The 16673-nt window shown below is 36.3% G+C and carries 6 protein-coding genes and 1 pseudogene; 4 read left to right on the top strand and 3 right to left on the bottom strand.

The window, feature by feature from the left end; all coding sequences use genetic code 11:
- Window positions 1-56: 56 nt before the first annotated feature.
- Entirely contained in the window at window positions 57-2705 is a 2649-nt protein-coding gene (locus EQG68_RS00175) for a zinc-dependent metalloprotease (protein ID WP_129462770.1), read from the bottom strand.
- Window positions 2706-2868: 163 nt separating this feature from the next.
- Between EQG68_RS00175 and EQG68_RS00170 the strand changes: the two genes are divergently transcribed.
- The 4 genes and pseudogenes from EQG68_RS00170 to EQG68_RS00155 all read left to right on the top strand — a co-directional run bounded on the left by EQG68_RS00170 (window position 2869) and on the right by EQG68_RS00155 (window position 6891).
- Window positions 2869-3798 carry a bifunctional riboflavin kinase/FAD synthetase gene (locus tag EQG68_RS00170; RefSeq protein ID WP_129462769.1) on the top strand — a complete coding sequence of 310 codons (930 nt, stop codon included), beginning with the start codon at window positions 2869-2871 and terminating at the stop codon, window positions 3796-3798.
- Window positions 3798-5132: an HTTM domain-containing protein gene (locus EQG68_RS00165; RefSeq protein ID WP_129462768.1), complete on the top strand. Its 1335-nt coding sequence runs from the start codon at window positions 3798-3800 to the stop codon at window positions 5130-5132. Before EQG68_RS00170 ends, EQG68_RS00165 begins: the two co-directional genes overlap by 1 nt.
- Before the next feature lie 87 nt (window positions 5133-5219).
- Complete coding sequence (gene bioB / locus EQG68_RS00160) at window positions 5220-6305, top strand: biotin synthase BioB (protein ID WP_129462767.1); 1086 nt, start codon at window positions 5220-5222, stop codon at window positions 6303-6305.
- An 80-nt stretch (window positions 6306-6385) separates the two neighbouring features.
- Window positions 6386-6891 (top strand): annotated as a pseudogene (locus EQG68_RS00155) (hypothetical protein).
- A gap of 52 nt (window positions 6892-6943) precedes the next feature.
- Here EQG68_RS00155 and EQG68_RS00150 read toward each other — a convergent pair.
- Entirely contained in the window at window positions 6944-11827 is a 4884-nt protein-coding gene (locus EQG68_RS00150) for a lamin tail domain-containing protein (protein WP_164975350.1), read from the bottom strand.
- 179 nt (window positions 11828-12006) lie between these two features.
- Entirely contained in the window at window positions 12007-16665 is a 4659-nt protein-coding gene (locus tag EQG68_RS00145; RefSeq protein ID WP_129462765.1) for a reprolysin-like metallopeptidase, read from the bottom strand.
- Between the last annotated feature and the right edge of the window lie 8 nt (window positions 16666-16673).

Here is a 16673-nt window from a genome sequence, read left to right as displayed (position 1 = left end):
AAAAAAAGACCGTCAAAACTGACGGTCTTCAATTAGATTTGTAAAAAATCTATAATTTATTCAATAATTATTCTTTTCACTTCTTTGCGGTTACCGTCAGTTACACTAAGTAAATAAACACCCGTTTGTGCATCATTAAGTTGAATATTTTGATTAAATGAGTCTCCACTATTAAATTGGTTATCATATACCAAACGTCCTCTCATATCATGAATTGACACATTAACTTGATCGAATGAATTGTTAAACTGTATTGTAAAATTTCCTTTGCTAGGGTTAGGATAAATCACAAAATCATCAAATCCAAAATCAGGTGTAGTTAATGTAACTTCTTGAGAACAAACTTCAATGAAGAAAGAATTCACAATTCCGGTATCATCTGCAAAGTTGTCATTAATTCCAAAAACCCAGTTTCCTGCAGATTGTAAACCATTGAAAACCGAAAGAGGTTGAGCAGGTTGGTAAGTTCCGGCTGTTGGAGAAGCACAAGTGATAAGGGTACCGTTGTCATCAAAAACAACATTAAGATTATCATTACTTCCGCATTGTCTTTCAAAAAGATTTACTTGGTTATTTCCTGGACCTAAGACAGCTATTAATAAATCTGCTAAATAAGTATGGTTTAAATTTACGCCAATATTCACATCGCTTATGGTAACATCATCAGGAATATTTAATGTTGCCGTTGTGAAAGTCGTTCCGTTATCAGGTATTGGAAAAGGAGTACTATACGTATAAGTATTACAAGTTGAAGTTATTGTATATCCAATCGCGAATGTCTGCTTATTTAAAGCATAATAAATATTACCTGTTGGTTTAATCATAATTCTACAAAAAGGTGCAGCAATATTGGGTACAGTTATTGATTCTGAACCATCATTTAACACATTTTCAGCTAGAACAGTTGAAAAAGTTTGTCCGCCATCAGTAGAAAGTAAAATATCTACATTTGAAGAACCTGCTAAACTCGTAGTGTTATTCACTGCCCAAGTAATAGTTTCAGAAGTTCCTTGGTTCCATGAAATCCCAGCTACATCTTGTGAAGTAACTTCAAAAGGGCCAACAGTTGCACTAACAGTAATGTTAGCAGAAGCTGTACTAGTTTGTCCACCATTAGCAACGTTATCTCTTGCGGTTAACGTAAAGGCCATAGTTCGACCAATTGTCAAGACGGATTCCCATGTTGTTGTTAAATTATTATTTAATACCGAGCTAAAAGCAGGCATATAGCGAACCGGAGTATCCGATGGTGGCAATGATCTAAAATTAGGTCCTGCCGGTTTTGTAGGATAACAAATACTATTATCTCCAGTTACAGCACCGGTAGCACTATTATTTTGTTCCCAAGTGAAAGTGGCTCCTGGATTATTAGTTGGATTAGTCCCGGTCAAAATGAATGCAGTTCCATTTGGAATTGTCCAATTTCCTCCAGATGTAATTGTAAGAGCAGGATTATTTAATGTTGTATTAACTGCACATGCTTTGTTGACTAGATTGTTTTGAATTTGTAAAATACTTCTGTAGGTAAAATAATCATCACTGTTAGATTGCACATTATTGTTCATAATTCCGGCATAAGCCATAATTGTTGAACCACTTCCTGGCTCTACATTTACGCCTGTTCCTTCTATGTTTTCAGAAAAAGTATGATTAGCCCCTAATTGATGTCCTAATTCATGAGCAACATAATCAATATCAAAGAAATCACCGGCAGGAACCCCATCTGCAGGTGAAGTAATACCACTTCCTTTTTGTCCATTTACGCAAACACAACCTATACAACCTGCATTTCCACCTCCACCGGTTGCTCCAAACAAGTGTCCAATATCATAATTTGCCTCACCGATAACATTCGTTAACGTACTTTGTAATTGAGAATTCCAATTATTAATTCCAGAGGCCGGAGAATAAGGATCTGTTGCCGCATTGGTATAAACAACCAAACTATTATTAGCAATAATATTTAATCTAACGGCTAAATCTTTTTCAAAAACCCCATTAACACGAGTCATTGTAGCATTCATTGCGGCTAAAGCCCCCGCTACAGTACCGCCATGGTATGCTCCATATTCACCCGTGCATGATAATGCCAATCTGAATGTTTTTAAAACACCATTACTAGCCAACACTTCTTGATTATCTAATTCATCAGCTAATCGATTACTAACATTGTGATCTACAGTTGTACATGTAAAAGGCATTTTTCCTTTTTGTCTGGATGAAACATAAAAGGCATAGATTAAACCATTCTCAGCATATGGCTCCATAAATTCAGTTTTTTTTCCTGATCTAAGTACCATCGCTTGTACACCTTTTGGATCAATACTCATTCTTAATTGGGCTTTTGGATCATCTAAACCAATTCCTACATATGATCTTATCTCAGGAAATTGTGCTTGTAATTCAGATTCAAAATTTGAAGATTCAAACATTTCAAAACGTTCTAATTCACCAGCTGCGTTTGGCACTGTGATGATTACACCAGCAGTAGTTGAAAACCTATCCGGAGCAGAAATCAAATTTGTCTTAAAAGACTCCATATTAAGTCTATATAACGAAAAATTTGAAGGAAATGATTCTCTTTGTGCAGTTTTAGCAACCGCTGAAACATTGTCATTAACAGGTGTCCAAAAATTATTTTTTTGGGCACTCATGTTTACTACAGTAAATACTGTAAAAAGGGTTAGAAGTACTATTTTTTTCATTTTTTGGTAATTAATTAAGCGACAAATATATCATATTTTTAATAATTCTTATTAATTCTTAGTTATTTACGTAATTTTTTTAATCTTTGATTTAGATTATTCTTATTAATTATAAAGTTGTTGTAAGTCTTTTTATAATAATTAAATTTGTAAAAAAAAATCTTTGAAAACTTTTCAATCCATATACGACTTTAAACCAATAAATAAAACCATATTAACACTTGGCACCTTTGATGGAGTTCACATAGGCCATCGAAAAATTATCGAAAAATTAATTCAAAATTCAACTAGTTGTAAATGTGAAAGTTTAGTTCTTACTTTTTTTCCACATCCAAGGATGGTACTACAGGAAAAATCTGAGATTAAGCTATTAAATACAATTGATGAACGAATCGAGCTACTAAAACAATCCGGATTAGACAACCTTGTTATCCATCCATTTGATCAGGCATTTTCGAGACTAACGGCAGAAGAGTTTGTTTCATCGATTTTGGTAGATCAATTTAATGTAAAGAAAATAATCATTGGCTACGACCATCGTTTTGGCAGAAATAGAACTGCTGACATTAATGATTTAATAGAATTTGGAGAAAAATACGCGTTTGAAGTAGAACAAATTTCAGCAGAAGAAATCGATGAAGTTTCAGTTAGCTCTACAAAAATTCGCAATGCTCTGTTGGAAGGAAACATAAAATTAGCCAATGATTACTTAGGTTACGATTATCTACTAACAGGTACAATTATCAAAGGAAAAGGCATTGGCAGAACATTAAACTTCCCTACTGCCAATCTTCAAATTGAGGAAAACTATAAATTAGTTCCAAAAAACGGTGTTTATATTGTTCAAAGTAGGATGAAAAACAAATTGGTTTATGGTATGATGAACATTGGTTTTAATCCAACCGTCAACGGAGAATCAAAATCAATTGAAGTGCATTTTTTTGATTTTGAAGGTGATTTGTATTCAAAAAAAATCGAAATACAACTTTTGGACCGTATTCGAGATGAAGTAAAATTTGAAAGTTTGGAAAAATTGAAAGAACAGCTTTCTAAAGATAAAACTGCTGCACTTCATTTTATAGCAACATTATAATGTTAAAAAAAGCTTTTACACCAATTGATAATGCTCCATTAATTCTATTCAGAATTACATTTGGGCTATTGATTGCCGCTGAAAGTATTGTTGCCATTTTTACCGGTTGGGTTAAAAAAAATTTAATGGAACCCACCGTTTCTATTCCACACATTGGCTTTGATTTCTTAGTGCCTCTGCCCGGCTATGGGATGTATTTTTATTATATTTTGATGGGGGTTTTAGGGATTTTTATCATGTTGGGATACAAATATCGCTTTTCATTAGGTTCATTTACTATCCTGTGGATAGGCGTTTATTTAATGCAAAAAGCATCTTATAACAATCATTATTATTTACTCATCTTGGTGTGTCTAATCATGCTATTTCTTCCAGCCAATCAATATGCTTCTTTGGATGTCAAAAAAAACCCATCCCTAAAAAGTTTGACAATGCCTCAATGGTGTTCATGGATAATGATTGTTCAAATGGCAATTGTATACTTTTTTGCCACCTTAGCCAAATTTTATCCCGATTGGTTGGATGGAACCTTTACCGGAATTTTATTTTCCAGCTTATCCAATTATCCAGTATTAGGTTCGGTGTTTACAGAAAATTGGTTTCATATTTTTATTGCTTATGCCGGAATTTTCTTTGACGGTTTGATTATACCCGCTTTACTATGGAAAAAAACCAGGAATATTGCACTTATAGCCAGTTTGCTATTTCATTTGTTTAATTCGATTACACTACAAATTGGTATTTTCCCTTATTTTGCTTTGAGTTTTATTGTGTTTTTTTATTCACCGGAAACCATTCGATATCTCTTTTTCAAAAAGAAACCACAACTTCAATTGGAGGATTTAAACAAAAGTTATACTTTTTCGAAAGCCTTAACTTATTTTTTTATCCCTTTTTTTATCTTACAACTTATTCTTCCCATTAGACATTATTTTATAAAAGGTGATGTCCTTTGGACAGAAGAAGCTCATCGTTTAAGCTGGCGAATGATGCTTAGACAAAAAAACGGTATTACACATTTTAAAGTAATTGATAAAAACACTAAACAAGAATTACCATACAATATTGTTGAAAAATTAACCCGTAAACAACTTAGTTTAGTAACCAGTAAACCGGATGGCATTTGGCAAATGGCTCAACACATCAAAAAAGAATTTGCAAAAAAAGGTGTCACCGTTAGTATTTTTATTGATTCGAAACTTTCTGTAAACAACAAACCCTATAAAACGTTTATTGACCCCACTGTTGATTTCGCAGAAGCAGAATGGAATTATTTTGGTCATAATGACTGGATTCTTCTTTATGACAAACAAGGGAATTTGATTGAAAAATAATATTGTTGATTATTTCTTTAAAAATCTCTCCCACTTCTTAAACTTCATCCTGAGAAAATAAGTATTTTTGACTTATAAAATAATACTATGAGCATCACTAAACACAATTGGACCAAAGAAGAAATTATAGCTATATATAACAAACCGATGATGGACTTGCTTTTTGAAGCAGCTTCCATTCATCGTGAACACCATGACCCTAATGTAGTTCAAGTTTCCACCTTGCTTTCAATAAAAACGGGAGGCTGTCCCGAAGATTGTGGCTATTGTCCACAAGCTGCTCGGTATCATACAAACATAGAAGGAAACGATTTAATGAGTGTTCAACAAGTTAAAGCTCAAGCATTGCGTGCAAAATCTTCGGGTTCTTCCCGCGTTTGCATGGGAGCTGCTTGGCGAAATGTGAAAGACGGACCTGAATTTGATCAAGTGTTAGAAATGGTACGAACCATTAATAAACTAGACATGGAAGTTTGTTGCACTCTCGGTATGCTTACAGAAAATCAAGCACATCGTTTAGCCGAAGCAGGTTTATATGCCTACAACCACAACCTTGACACTTCGGAAGAATATTATAAAGAAGTGATTTCAACCCGCGGTTTTGAAGATCGTTTGCAAACAATTGATAATGTTAGAAAAACAAATGTTACCGTTTGTAGTGGTGGAATTATAGGTATGGGCGAAAGCATTGAAGACCGTGCTGGTATGTTGGTTGCTTTATCTACATTAAACCCTCAACCGGAATCGGTACCCATAAATGCTTTAGTTGCCGTGGAAGGAACACCACTGGAAGAACAAAACCCAATTGAAATTTGGGAAATGATACGAATGGTTGCCACTACAAGAATTGTAATGCCGGAAACCCAAGTACGTTTGTCTGCCGGAAGAACAGAAATGAGCAGAGAAGGACAAGCAATGTGCTTTTTTGCCGGAGCTAATTCTATCTTTGCGGGGGATAAATTATTAACTACACCAAACCCGGATGTAAATGAGGACATGAAAATGTTTGAATTGTTGGGTCTAAAACCACAAAAACCTTTTATCAAAATTATGCAACCTAAAACTGTTGAAGCAGAAGATTCAAAATTTCAATCTTTAGGTGAAAAACCAAAATGGTCTAGACCGGGACATACCATCGAACGCAATCTTGAGGTTTCCACCAAAAGAAAATAAGTAAAAAATACTCAAATCCTTTTTTAACTTCGCTCTTAACAACATCGTTAAGAGCATTTTTTTTGCAATATTTATATTCTATGAAGCTATATCTTACTGAAATAGAACGTATTAAAACTATTTCAAAAAAAGATTTTTACACTAATTATGTAAAAAAACAAAAACCTGTTGTTATTGAACAACTTACGGCAGATGGGTCTATTTATAAAAAATAGAACTTGCAATATATCAAATTGATGGCAGGAGAAAATTTAGTTCCTTTATATGAAGACAGACCTGTATCATACAAAGATGTCTTTAACCAAGCTCATGCAAAAATGAAAATGAGTGATTATGTAGATTTGTTACTATCCAAACCAACTAATTATCGAATTTTTCTTTACAATTTGATGAAAGAAGTTCCCTCGTTAAAATGAGTTTAAGAGATTTACAAGGTAAACTTTCAAATGTAACAAAAGCCATTTACAATATTTTTATAATGAGAAACCTCGATAATTTTATGCGAAAATGGAAGGGTCAACAATGGATAGATTACAAAAATGATAAAGCCATAACACAAACTCACAAACGATTAAAATTAAACTAAAAAAACCTCCGATTTCTCGGAGGTTTCTCTTTAGTTAACTCAGTAACTTAGCTTATTGTTTCACCACTCGTACGGCTCTCGTTTCTTCTCCTTGTGTTACAATCACATTGTAAACTCCGGATGGATATTGATTACCGAATTGGTAGTTGGTAACGTCTTGAGCTTTTACCTCTCTCACTTCTAAGAGTCTTCCTGCCATGTCATACACAGTCAAGCTTACTGCTTCAGTGTTCGAAGTTCTTACATCAATTGTAAAGCTTGTTTCAAATGGGTTTGGATAAGCAACCGCTTTGAACTCATTTACACCATTTGCATCTACTCTTGTTACTTCTTCAGGTCTGAAGCCACCAGGAGTAATTATACTACATGATTTACCATAAGGTCCCCACTCGCCGTTTAAGCGAATTGCTACACGTACAGTATACATTTCACCCGGTACTAAACCTGTGAAGTTATTTAATGTAACTGTTCTTGTGGCTCTGTCAACCGTTTGGCTATATCCTAAACTAATGTTCTCCAATAAGAATCGGTATTGTTCAACACCAGGATAAGATTCTGCAAATAATGTTTCAGTATTAGAACCTACCAAATACTCATCACATTGTGCATCTTCCAAGCCCACCGTTGGGAACAATGGTGTAGTAATGTTACAAACAGGACCATACGATAAGTATTCTCCATTTGTATTTCTAACCGCAACTTCTACGTTGTAGGTTGTATTGTATTGAACAGAAGCCAAATTAGTCATTCTAAAATCTCTAATCGGACGGTCAATCGTTTGCACATCGATAGGATTCAACGTATTCGTTACTCTGAAACGGTAACCCGTTGCAAAAGGTACAATATCAGCAAAAATTGAATTGTTCAAATTACTAATAGCTGTATTACACTGAGAAGCTTGAATTTGCGTAGTGGTATCCGGTGTAGAAACAGTACATGGTGTGCCGTAGAACGGTTGCCATACATTATTGATTCTCACAGAAACTTCAACCGAATATTCGGTTGCAAAAGCATAGCTTGTTAATTGTGTAAAACGGAAAACACGCAAAGCTCTGTCTATGGTTTGTACTTCATTGGTTGATAAATTGGTTACTCTAAAACGGTATCCTTGTGCTCCCGCTACCAAGTTGGCATAAACATAACTGTCAATGGTTGGTAACGTTATTCCACACTGTGCCGGTTGAACAACCGATACTATTGGCGTACAACCATTGTCGATGATGCCATCACAATCGTTGTCTAAACCATCGTAGCAGATTTCTGTTGCTCCCGGATAAACTGTGTTGTTAGTGTCGTCGCAGTCGCCGCCAACGGCTACATATAATCCTGGGAAAGGATTTTCAACAGCTACAATCACATTGTTATCGTCTCCAAAACCATCATTATCAGCATCTAAATACCAAGGAATTGGATTTAAAGTTAAAACGCTAATTTCATTCGAATTTACAGACGTCGAAACCGCATCAACAGCACGAACTACATAATAATAAGTTGTGTTAGCATTAAGTCCGGTAACTAATTGAGAAGTTCCATTCACGGATAAATTCTCAAATCCAGGAACATAAACAATAGTATTACCATTGCCATCAAAATCATGTGCTCCTAATGATTCAGGTGTGCTAGGGTCAGAAGCATTCCACACTCTTGAAATTATCCATTCTGAATCCTCTGTTGAAGTTCCAGCTGATGTAGACCAATTCGTATTTCCGGCACTCACTGATGATTTTCTAACCAGAATGTTATCAACTGTTGCATTATTAGTACCGGCAACACTCCAGCCTGAACCCGGATCGGTATCAGGAGTTCCAATGACATCGATTAACACATCGTTTTTAAACAATCCGATGGCATCATCTCCGTTCCATCCCGCAAATCCAGCATTGTAAATATCTGCACCGGTTACATCAGTTTCATTATTAGCAACCACAAGTGTTGCACCGTTTGCTAAGGTTCCTGATAAAGCCAAAATTGCTGTTCCGGTTGTTGGCCATCCCCCTCCATTGGTTGCTCTTAAAAGCTCATATTGAGAAAGGTCTACACTTGCACCTGTACCATTATAAATTTCAACAAATTTTCTGTTCCCTGGAGCTCCTTCTCCATATTCTGAAATAAATAAATCTGTTGCAGGAGTGCCTTCACTTATTGAATAAACATCCAAAAGATAACTTGTAGCTCCGTCTACAGCATCCCAATTGGCAACAAAAGAGTCCGCTTCAATGGAAGTTGCTGCAATTGCAATCGGTGCATCTATAACTGGGTCTGTTCCATTTCCACTCACTGAAACAATTTGTGTTATAGCTCCAGTTGAAGAAACTTCAATATCACCACCTGTAAAGCCACTAAAAGAGGGTTGAAAACGAACATAAATGGTCACCGGTTGTCCGTTAATATTTCCTCCTGTCTGTCCTAAGTTTAAAAAGGAGGAGAATGAAACATCATCAGTACTTAACACAAAATCTCCAGGTGCTACAATTAAGGCGTTAGCCGTTAAAAAAGACCCTGAAACCGTAAAAGATTGACTTCCGGATTCTTCGCCCACAAGAACATCTCCAAAATCAGGTAATGAATTTGTTGAGACTGTTAATTCAGGAGTTGGAATATATCCGGTTGCTACAACCGATACCGTCTTATCATCAGCACCGGCAGAAGTTAACGTAATTGTACCATTGTTTATTCCTACAGAAGAGGGCGAAAAACGTACATATACCAAAACAGGCTCTCCGTCTAATACCCCAGCTGTTTGTGTTAATACTACAGAAGAAGAATAGGTACTATCGTCTAAACTAACAAAAAAATCAGTCGATGCAGACACTAAAACACCTTCCGTTAAATTTTCTGCAGTTACCGTAAAACTTTGAGATGATGAATCCGTACCCACAATTACTTCACCAAAATCAGGTAAAGCGATTTCTGAAATTGTAATTAAAGGGTCTGTTTCCGGTAAAGTTGTAACAGCAATTACATTTGAATTTTCAGAAGTTGTTCCATCAAATGCTCTTACTCTATAATAGTATTCCGTATTTCCTACTAATCCGCTTACTGTTTGAGACAATCCGTTTACTATCAAATCATCATATCCAGATACAAACGAAGGTACCTCAGTTAAATTTCTGGTAAAACTTAAATTATCAATTGCCGGACGTGCTGCAGTATTATTGTCAATTCTAATGATAAAATTTCCGGTAATATTCAAGGCTCCACTAGTGAAAGAGGATGCTGTTGCAGAATATGCAAAAGTTCCTAAATTCGTTTCTGTTGCCAAGCCGGCCCCATGAAATACGCGAATGGTTAATTCTCCGCCTGAACCACTAAAATTTTGTTTCACATCAAAACTTAAAGCAGTTAAACCATTTTCAATTTCATCAGAAATTAAGTAAGCATCTGCAGCATTTTGAAGTGTAATTGCATCATCACCCGTATTTACAACTTGATCGGTTCTTGATTTAAAAGCCGTCCAATTCACTCCGTCCACTCCAGTCCAAGAACGCGTTAAATAAGAAGTTGAAGAACCACCCCCTATAGCCGTAAAGGTCTCTACTGTGGTTGAACCCGAAACAAGGCTAGAAAAAGTAGCACTTGTTGACACATCTAATCGATAGGAAGCTGCACCGCTCACTTCCTCCCAATTGGCAATAAAGGAATTGGTTTGAATATCGGTTGCATCAATGGCAATTGGAGCACCGATAATTGGGTCAACGCCAGTTCCACTCAAAGAAACTATTTGTGTGGTGGCTCCTGTAGAAGAAATTTCAATATCTCCTCCGGTCGCACCGGTAAAAGAAGGTTGAAAACGCACATAAATGGTAACCGGTTGCCCATTGATGTTACCACCGGTTTGTCCTAAATTTAAAAAGGAAGAAAAAGTCACATCGTTTGTACTCACCACAAAATCTCCTGGAGCAACGATTAAAGCATTTGCAGTCAATAAAGAACCGGAAACCGTGAATGATTGACTAGTTGATTCTTCACCAACAGTTATATTTCCAAAATCAGGTAAAGTGTTTGTTGAAACAGTTAATTCCGGAGTTGGTATTACTCCTGTACCGGAAACAGTAACAGTTTTATCATCTGCATCAGTTGATGATAAGGTAATTGTTCCGTCATTTAAACCTGCAACAGTTGGAGAATAACGCACATAGATTGTTACCGGCTCACCATCTAACGACCCGCCGGTTTGTGACAAATTAAAACCACTTGAGAAAGAACTATCGTCTAAACTCACTTCAAAATCAGATGAAGCAGATACTGCCACAACATCGGTTAAATTAATCCCTGTTACAGTAAAAGTTTGACTAGCCGAATTGCTACCGGTATTTACATCTCCGAAAGTTGGTAAAGAAGTAACTGACGGATTGATAATAGGTGTACCAACAGATAATGTTCCTTCTAATTTAACATCATCAATTCTAAACTGAACGCTAGCAGAAGTTTGTCTAAATCGAATATATAAATTAGCAACAGAAGGTATAACACCTGAAGCAGTAATTAAAGTCCAATTAGCAGTTCCTGAACCTGTTGCACGCGAATAAGTTAAAGGATTGTAAGAGGTTCCATCTGAACTTACTTCAACAACTAATTCATTATTTCCTGCAGTAGTGCTTTTAAAATGACCGAAAGATAAAACTAAACTAGTATAACTAGTCGTATTGATTCCAGAAATTACAAATTCTCTTCCAACAGTACTAGTTATAAAAACATTTCCAGACGCAGAAGCTCCTGTATAACCTGTTGAAGCGGTAGAAGTTCTAACATCTCCTGTTCCCGAATAAGTGAGAGTCCCAGAGTTTTCAAATGTGTGGGCAGAAATAGCAGTAGTTCCCGAAGGAGTACCCATATTTTCTGAAAAAATCGTCGTTTGTCCTAAAGTTGAATTCGATACTATCAATAAAAGTATCGAAAACACATTTAAGAGTTTCATTCGTAAAATTGTTTTCATCATTTAAATAGTTTATTAATTTTTGACAATTACAAATTTACACATAAAGAAAAAAATGACCATCTATTTAAGTTATTAATATGTTAACATTCGGTAAATCAGTTACGAACAATTTTGTTTTTTTAAACAAAAAAACCGAGCAAATTTGCCCGGTTCATTATTTTTAGGTTGAAAGCGAGTTAAAAAATAATCTTCTTGGTGATTGTTTGACCATTATTCATCTCAACTTTTACAAAAAGAGCTTGATTTTGAGGAAGTAATCCGGGAACAACAAAAGATTGGTTTTGAATCGCATCCAGTTGATACAATCTTCTTCCTAAAACATCAAAAATTTGAATTTTTTGAATCAATTCAGAAATAGATTGTAGTTCAATTTGTTGATTTCCGGTTGCTATCACAAGTGAGTTGGACAACTGCGGATTATCTACTCCTAAAGTAACATCTTCAAAAACTATTTCAAATCGCTCTTTAAAAACACCTGATTCTGTGTTAAAAACATAGTTTGTATCAGTCAATTCATGCACAATTCCCGCTAGATTATCCCTCAAGTAAATGGGTTGGTCTCCTTCAAACAATCCATCAACAGCAGCAAGGGAAATAGCAAAATTTCCTGGTGTATTGGTTTTGAAAACTAACGGAACTACGTCTGAAACTTCAAAAGGCAATGCTTTTCCTTGGATGACATATTCTTCATTATTCAGGGAAGATGACAAAGCCGTATCGCTGTCGCCAATATATTTCCCGTCGATTAGTTGATCTACATCATTCGTTGCATCACTCAAATAGCCTACCATCATTTGACTAAAGAAACCTGCGTCATTTGTAAGGTTTAACCAAATTCGGTGACGTTCCATTTCGGTTTGTACTGCATAAGGCAATCCGAAGTTGGATCGGAAAATTTGATTGCTATTGTTATCCACTCTTAAATCATTGGAAAATCGTGCTGTAGGATTTACTACATTTTGAGCCGCTACAATAAAACCTTGGCCGACTTGTATGGTTCCGTTTGGCACCGGACTGGTAGGAGATGTAGAAGTAGCTCCGCCTAAAGTATAGGTAGCATAAGCTGTTCCGGATGCATTGTTTGTCTTTCTCCAAAAATAAATTGTCCCTTCGATGTCGGCAACATTCGACAGCAAAAATGCTTCTGCACTAATGGTTGATGGATAAGGGTTTCCGATAGCATTGTACTTTTGTGAATTACTAATGTATGATAAATCAACAGCTATGTCTCCATTTTTTGGAACACCAATAAATTCTCCTGTCCAAATTGTTGGAGAAGTCGGATGATTGTCAGGCATTCGGATTAAATAGCCAACTCCTTCATTAAAAATTGTGTTTAAAGGATTAGAGACACTGGAATAAATATTGTTTGTTGAATTATACGTATAAAATCTGTTATTCAACGTTAAAGGTGAAAAATCCTTCAAACTTTGCGATCCGGTTACCGGTGATGACCACATGGCATAATCCAATCGCATTAAAGAATTACTATTTCTAAATTGATTAATGATTCCTGAATTTGCCACATCATTTATCTGAATCAAATTTGCATTGTTTTCAAGAGTAAAAGAGGCTGTTCCTGCAATGGTCACTTCATTTTCTACAATTAAATTATTACCCGATTCCACGACTACTTGAGCCGAGTTATTTATCGTAAAGGAACAACACTCAAGATTGTTCGAAATTACAAAATCATCATTGATGACCGCAGCTACATTGTTAACCGGATAACCATTGCTCCATGTTGTACCGTTCCAAACCGAAGTAATATCACCACAACTCAGAGGTGTATCATCAGTTGTACAAATGGTAATTCCCCAAGAATTTAAGGTTCCGCCATCTTGATTAAATGCATCAAAAATCCTTAATGTCCATGTTCCCTCTGAATTTTCACCAATTAAAGTAGAAAGTGGTTGGGCAGGAATTAACGTTCCGGTTATCGTAGGTGTTGTGGTTTGACAAGTTAATGTTATCCCTTCATCATCAAACGTCGCAACGGCATTATCCCGATTGTTACATTGACCTGAAAATAATTGCACTTGTGTCCCAAGTGGACTGATTAAAGTCACCGTTAAATCAGCCATCCATGTATGGGTAATATTTAACGAAACCGTAATTTTATCAATGCTTTGGTTTTGGTTCGTTGGTATTGATAAGGTTGAATTGATTGTTGGTGTACCTGATGCCGAAATCGCTAAAGGAACATTAGTTGAATTAACTATTGGATCACAAGAAATCCCACTTCCTGTTGTAAATCTGAATACTGCACTCATTTCCCCTTGACAACCGTTATTTTTTGGTAATACTCGCCAAAAATAATTGGTGTTTTGATCTAAATTGGTGGCAGTATATTGATTTGTCGTAACGTTTTGACTCACTAACACCGTTGTAAAATCTACATCACTGGCCAATTCAAAATCATAATTGGTGGCACTCGGATCAGCCACCCATTCTATTGTTACTGAATTATTCGAAACTCCGGTTGCTAAATCCAACGGATTAACCGGCGAAACAACTTGAAAAGCTGAATTTAAAACCTCAACATATAAATTGACTGTTTTAGTAATTGAACCGGATGTTCCGGTAATTATCATTTGATAAATGCCGGGAATAGCAGTATCTGTATCTGTTAAACTCAACTGAACTGTTCCTGTTGATGATATGGTCGGCTGCGAAAAACTTACCGAAGTTCCGGCAGGATTTCCACTTACAGAAAGTGTTGTCGTTCCAGAGAAACCTCCAATAGTTGAATAATCAATATCAAAAACAGCTGATTGTCCTTGACAAACGGCCTTGTTTTGACCATCGGCTTGTCCATTAAACGCCAACGCAAAAGTTGGTGTTGTTGTAGAAACAGTAAAATTGGTATTAGAAACATCTAAAAAGATATGATTATGTCCTCTTACCATGATTCGGTTTTGGTTTCCTGTAGTATTGGGTATGGTCACCGTTTCTGCTCCATCGTTTGGAACTTTACTGGCTAATAAAACAGGGAAACTGTTTCCACCGTTAGTGGATAAGAATATATCAACATATGGAGAATTAACTCCGTTAGCCGTTGTTCCGGCAACATCCCAAGTGATATTTTGATTACTTCCTGCTAACCATGAAACATTGGTGTTGGGTGAACTCACTAAGAACGGTCCGGCAGCGGCATTCACTGTGACCAACATTAAATCTGAATTTGTCTGACCGTTTCCTGCCACATTATCTCTGACAACTACTGAAAAATTCATAGTTCTGGATACGGAAGGAACTACTTCCCACGTATTTGAGGTAGCTCCTGTTAAGATAGTTGCCATAGCAGGAAAATACCTTTCGGGTGAAGTGGTTCCTGTTATAGAGCGAAACATTGGCCCAACAGCTCTTGTTGCAGTTGGTGCAGCATTTGAAGACGGGTTTTCAGGGTCACGTTGTTCCCAAGTATATAATAATGTATCATCATCGGGGTCTGAAGCTTCTGCAGTTAATACAAAAGCAGTACTTCTTGGAATAGTATAATCCAAACCGGCAGTAACCACCGGTGTTTGATTCGCTATTGGTGTATTTACCGAACAACTTCCGTTTGCAGATTTAACATATGCCATAATATCACGGATATTTACATAAGCAAAATAGGCATCACTATTTGATTGTACATTGGCAGAGCAAATTCCGGCATATCCCATGATGGTTGAGGCACTTCCGGGTTCAACTTCTGTTTGCCCACTTCCGGAACGACAACTAGAATTACTTTGGGTATGGTACCCCCCAAATTGATGACCCATTTCGTGGGCCACATAATCAATATCAAAAGCATCTCCGGTTGGATTTGCTCTTCCGGTATAACCTCTTCCTTTGTGCGTTCCTGACTGAGAAACAGCTCTACAAACACATCCAATACAACCGGCGTTTCCGCCTCCTGTTGTGTTAAAATTATGTCCAATATCGTAATTATTAACCCCAATTACACTGTCTAATGTTTGAGCCGTGGTTGTATTCCACTCATTGCCCCAAGGGTCGGAATTTGTAGCTCCTAAATAAATTACGGCATCATTGTTTGCTACAAAAATCATTGTTATGCCTAAATCTATTTCATAAACCCCGTTTACACGTGTCATTGTGATAGCCATTTGTGCTTGAATATTTGCTTTTTGCTGGGCCAAAGTCCCTGTTCCTGCAAAAATATTTCCATATTCAGCTGTACACGACTGAGCTAAACGATACGTTCGTAAGGTATTATCGTCTGTATTAAAAATATCGTGTTCAAAAGCGTTTCTGTCTAATTCAGTTGAAGGTAAAGAAATCCCTTCGTCGGTTAAACATTCAAAATTGGATTCATTAGCAACCAAATCTGACTTTTTGTAGACAATATAAAACACTTGGTTTTCAGTATATGGATCAATAAAAGTTGTACTGGTTTTGGATGAAAAAGTCATACTATGCAATCCAAATTGAGTAACTGAAAAACGAGCAACTGCTGTTGGGTCATCAACTCCTTGAGCGGCATAGGATTTAATCATAGGGAATTTATCCGCCAATTCTTTTTCCATAATTGGCGTTTCCATTACGTGATATCGTTCCACAACACCTTCCGCATTAGGTAAAAGAATTTCATGGTTCGATCTACCGCTAAAATGACCTCTGACAGGTGCTCCCGTCAATTGTTGTTTAAATTCTTGTAGATCCAGTGAAAAAATTTTGTAAGTTCTTGGAGTACTGCTTCTATTTACTTTTGAGAGCGATTCCGGCGTTTGTTTGTTTTCAATTTGCCATGGGTTTTGGCGTTGAGCAGTTGTTTCAAAAGAAAAAACAACTACTACTAAAAAGAGTAGGATTTGTTTCAAATTAGGCATTCTATTGT

Source organism: Flavobacterium piscinae (assembly GCF_004122145.1).
In the GTDB taxonomy this organism is placed as follows: domain Bacteria; phylum Bacteroidota; class Bacteroidia; order Flavobacteriales; family Flavobacteriaceae; genus Flavobacterium; species Flavobacterium piscinae.
The sequence above is the reverse complement of the archived record's forward strand: the minus strand, read 5'-3'. Positions and strand labels throughout refer to the sequence as shown.

Excerpts from the sequence above, each read along its gene's own strand:
- bioB (WP_129462767.1), top strand. The coding sequence starts at position 5,220 with ATGAGCATCACTAAACACAATTGGACCAAAGAAGAAATTATAGCTATA.
- EQG68_RS00165 (WP_129462768.1), top strand. The coding sequence starts at position 3,798 with ATGTTAAAAAAAGCTTTTACACCAATTGATAATGCTCCATTAATTCTA.
- EQG68_RS00175 (WP_129462770.1), bottom strand. The coding sequence starts at position 2,705 with ATGAAAAAAATAGTACTTCTAACCCTTTTTACAGTATTTACTGTAGTA.
- EQG68_RS00150 (WP_164975350.1), bottom strand. The coding sequence starts at position 11,827 with ATGAAAACAATTTTACGAATGAAACTCTTAAATGTGTTTTCGATACTT.
- EQG68_RS00145 (WP_129462765.1), bottom strand. The coding sequence starts at position 16,665 with ATGCCTAATTTGAAACAAATCCTACTCTTTTTAGTAGTAGTTGTTTTT.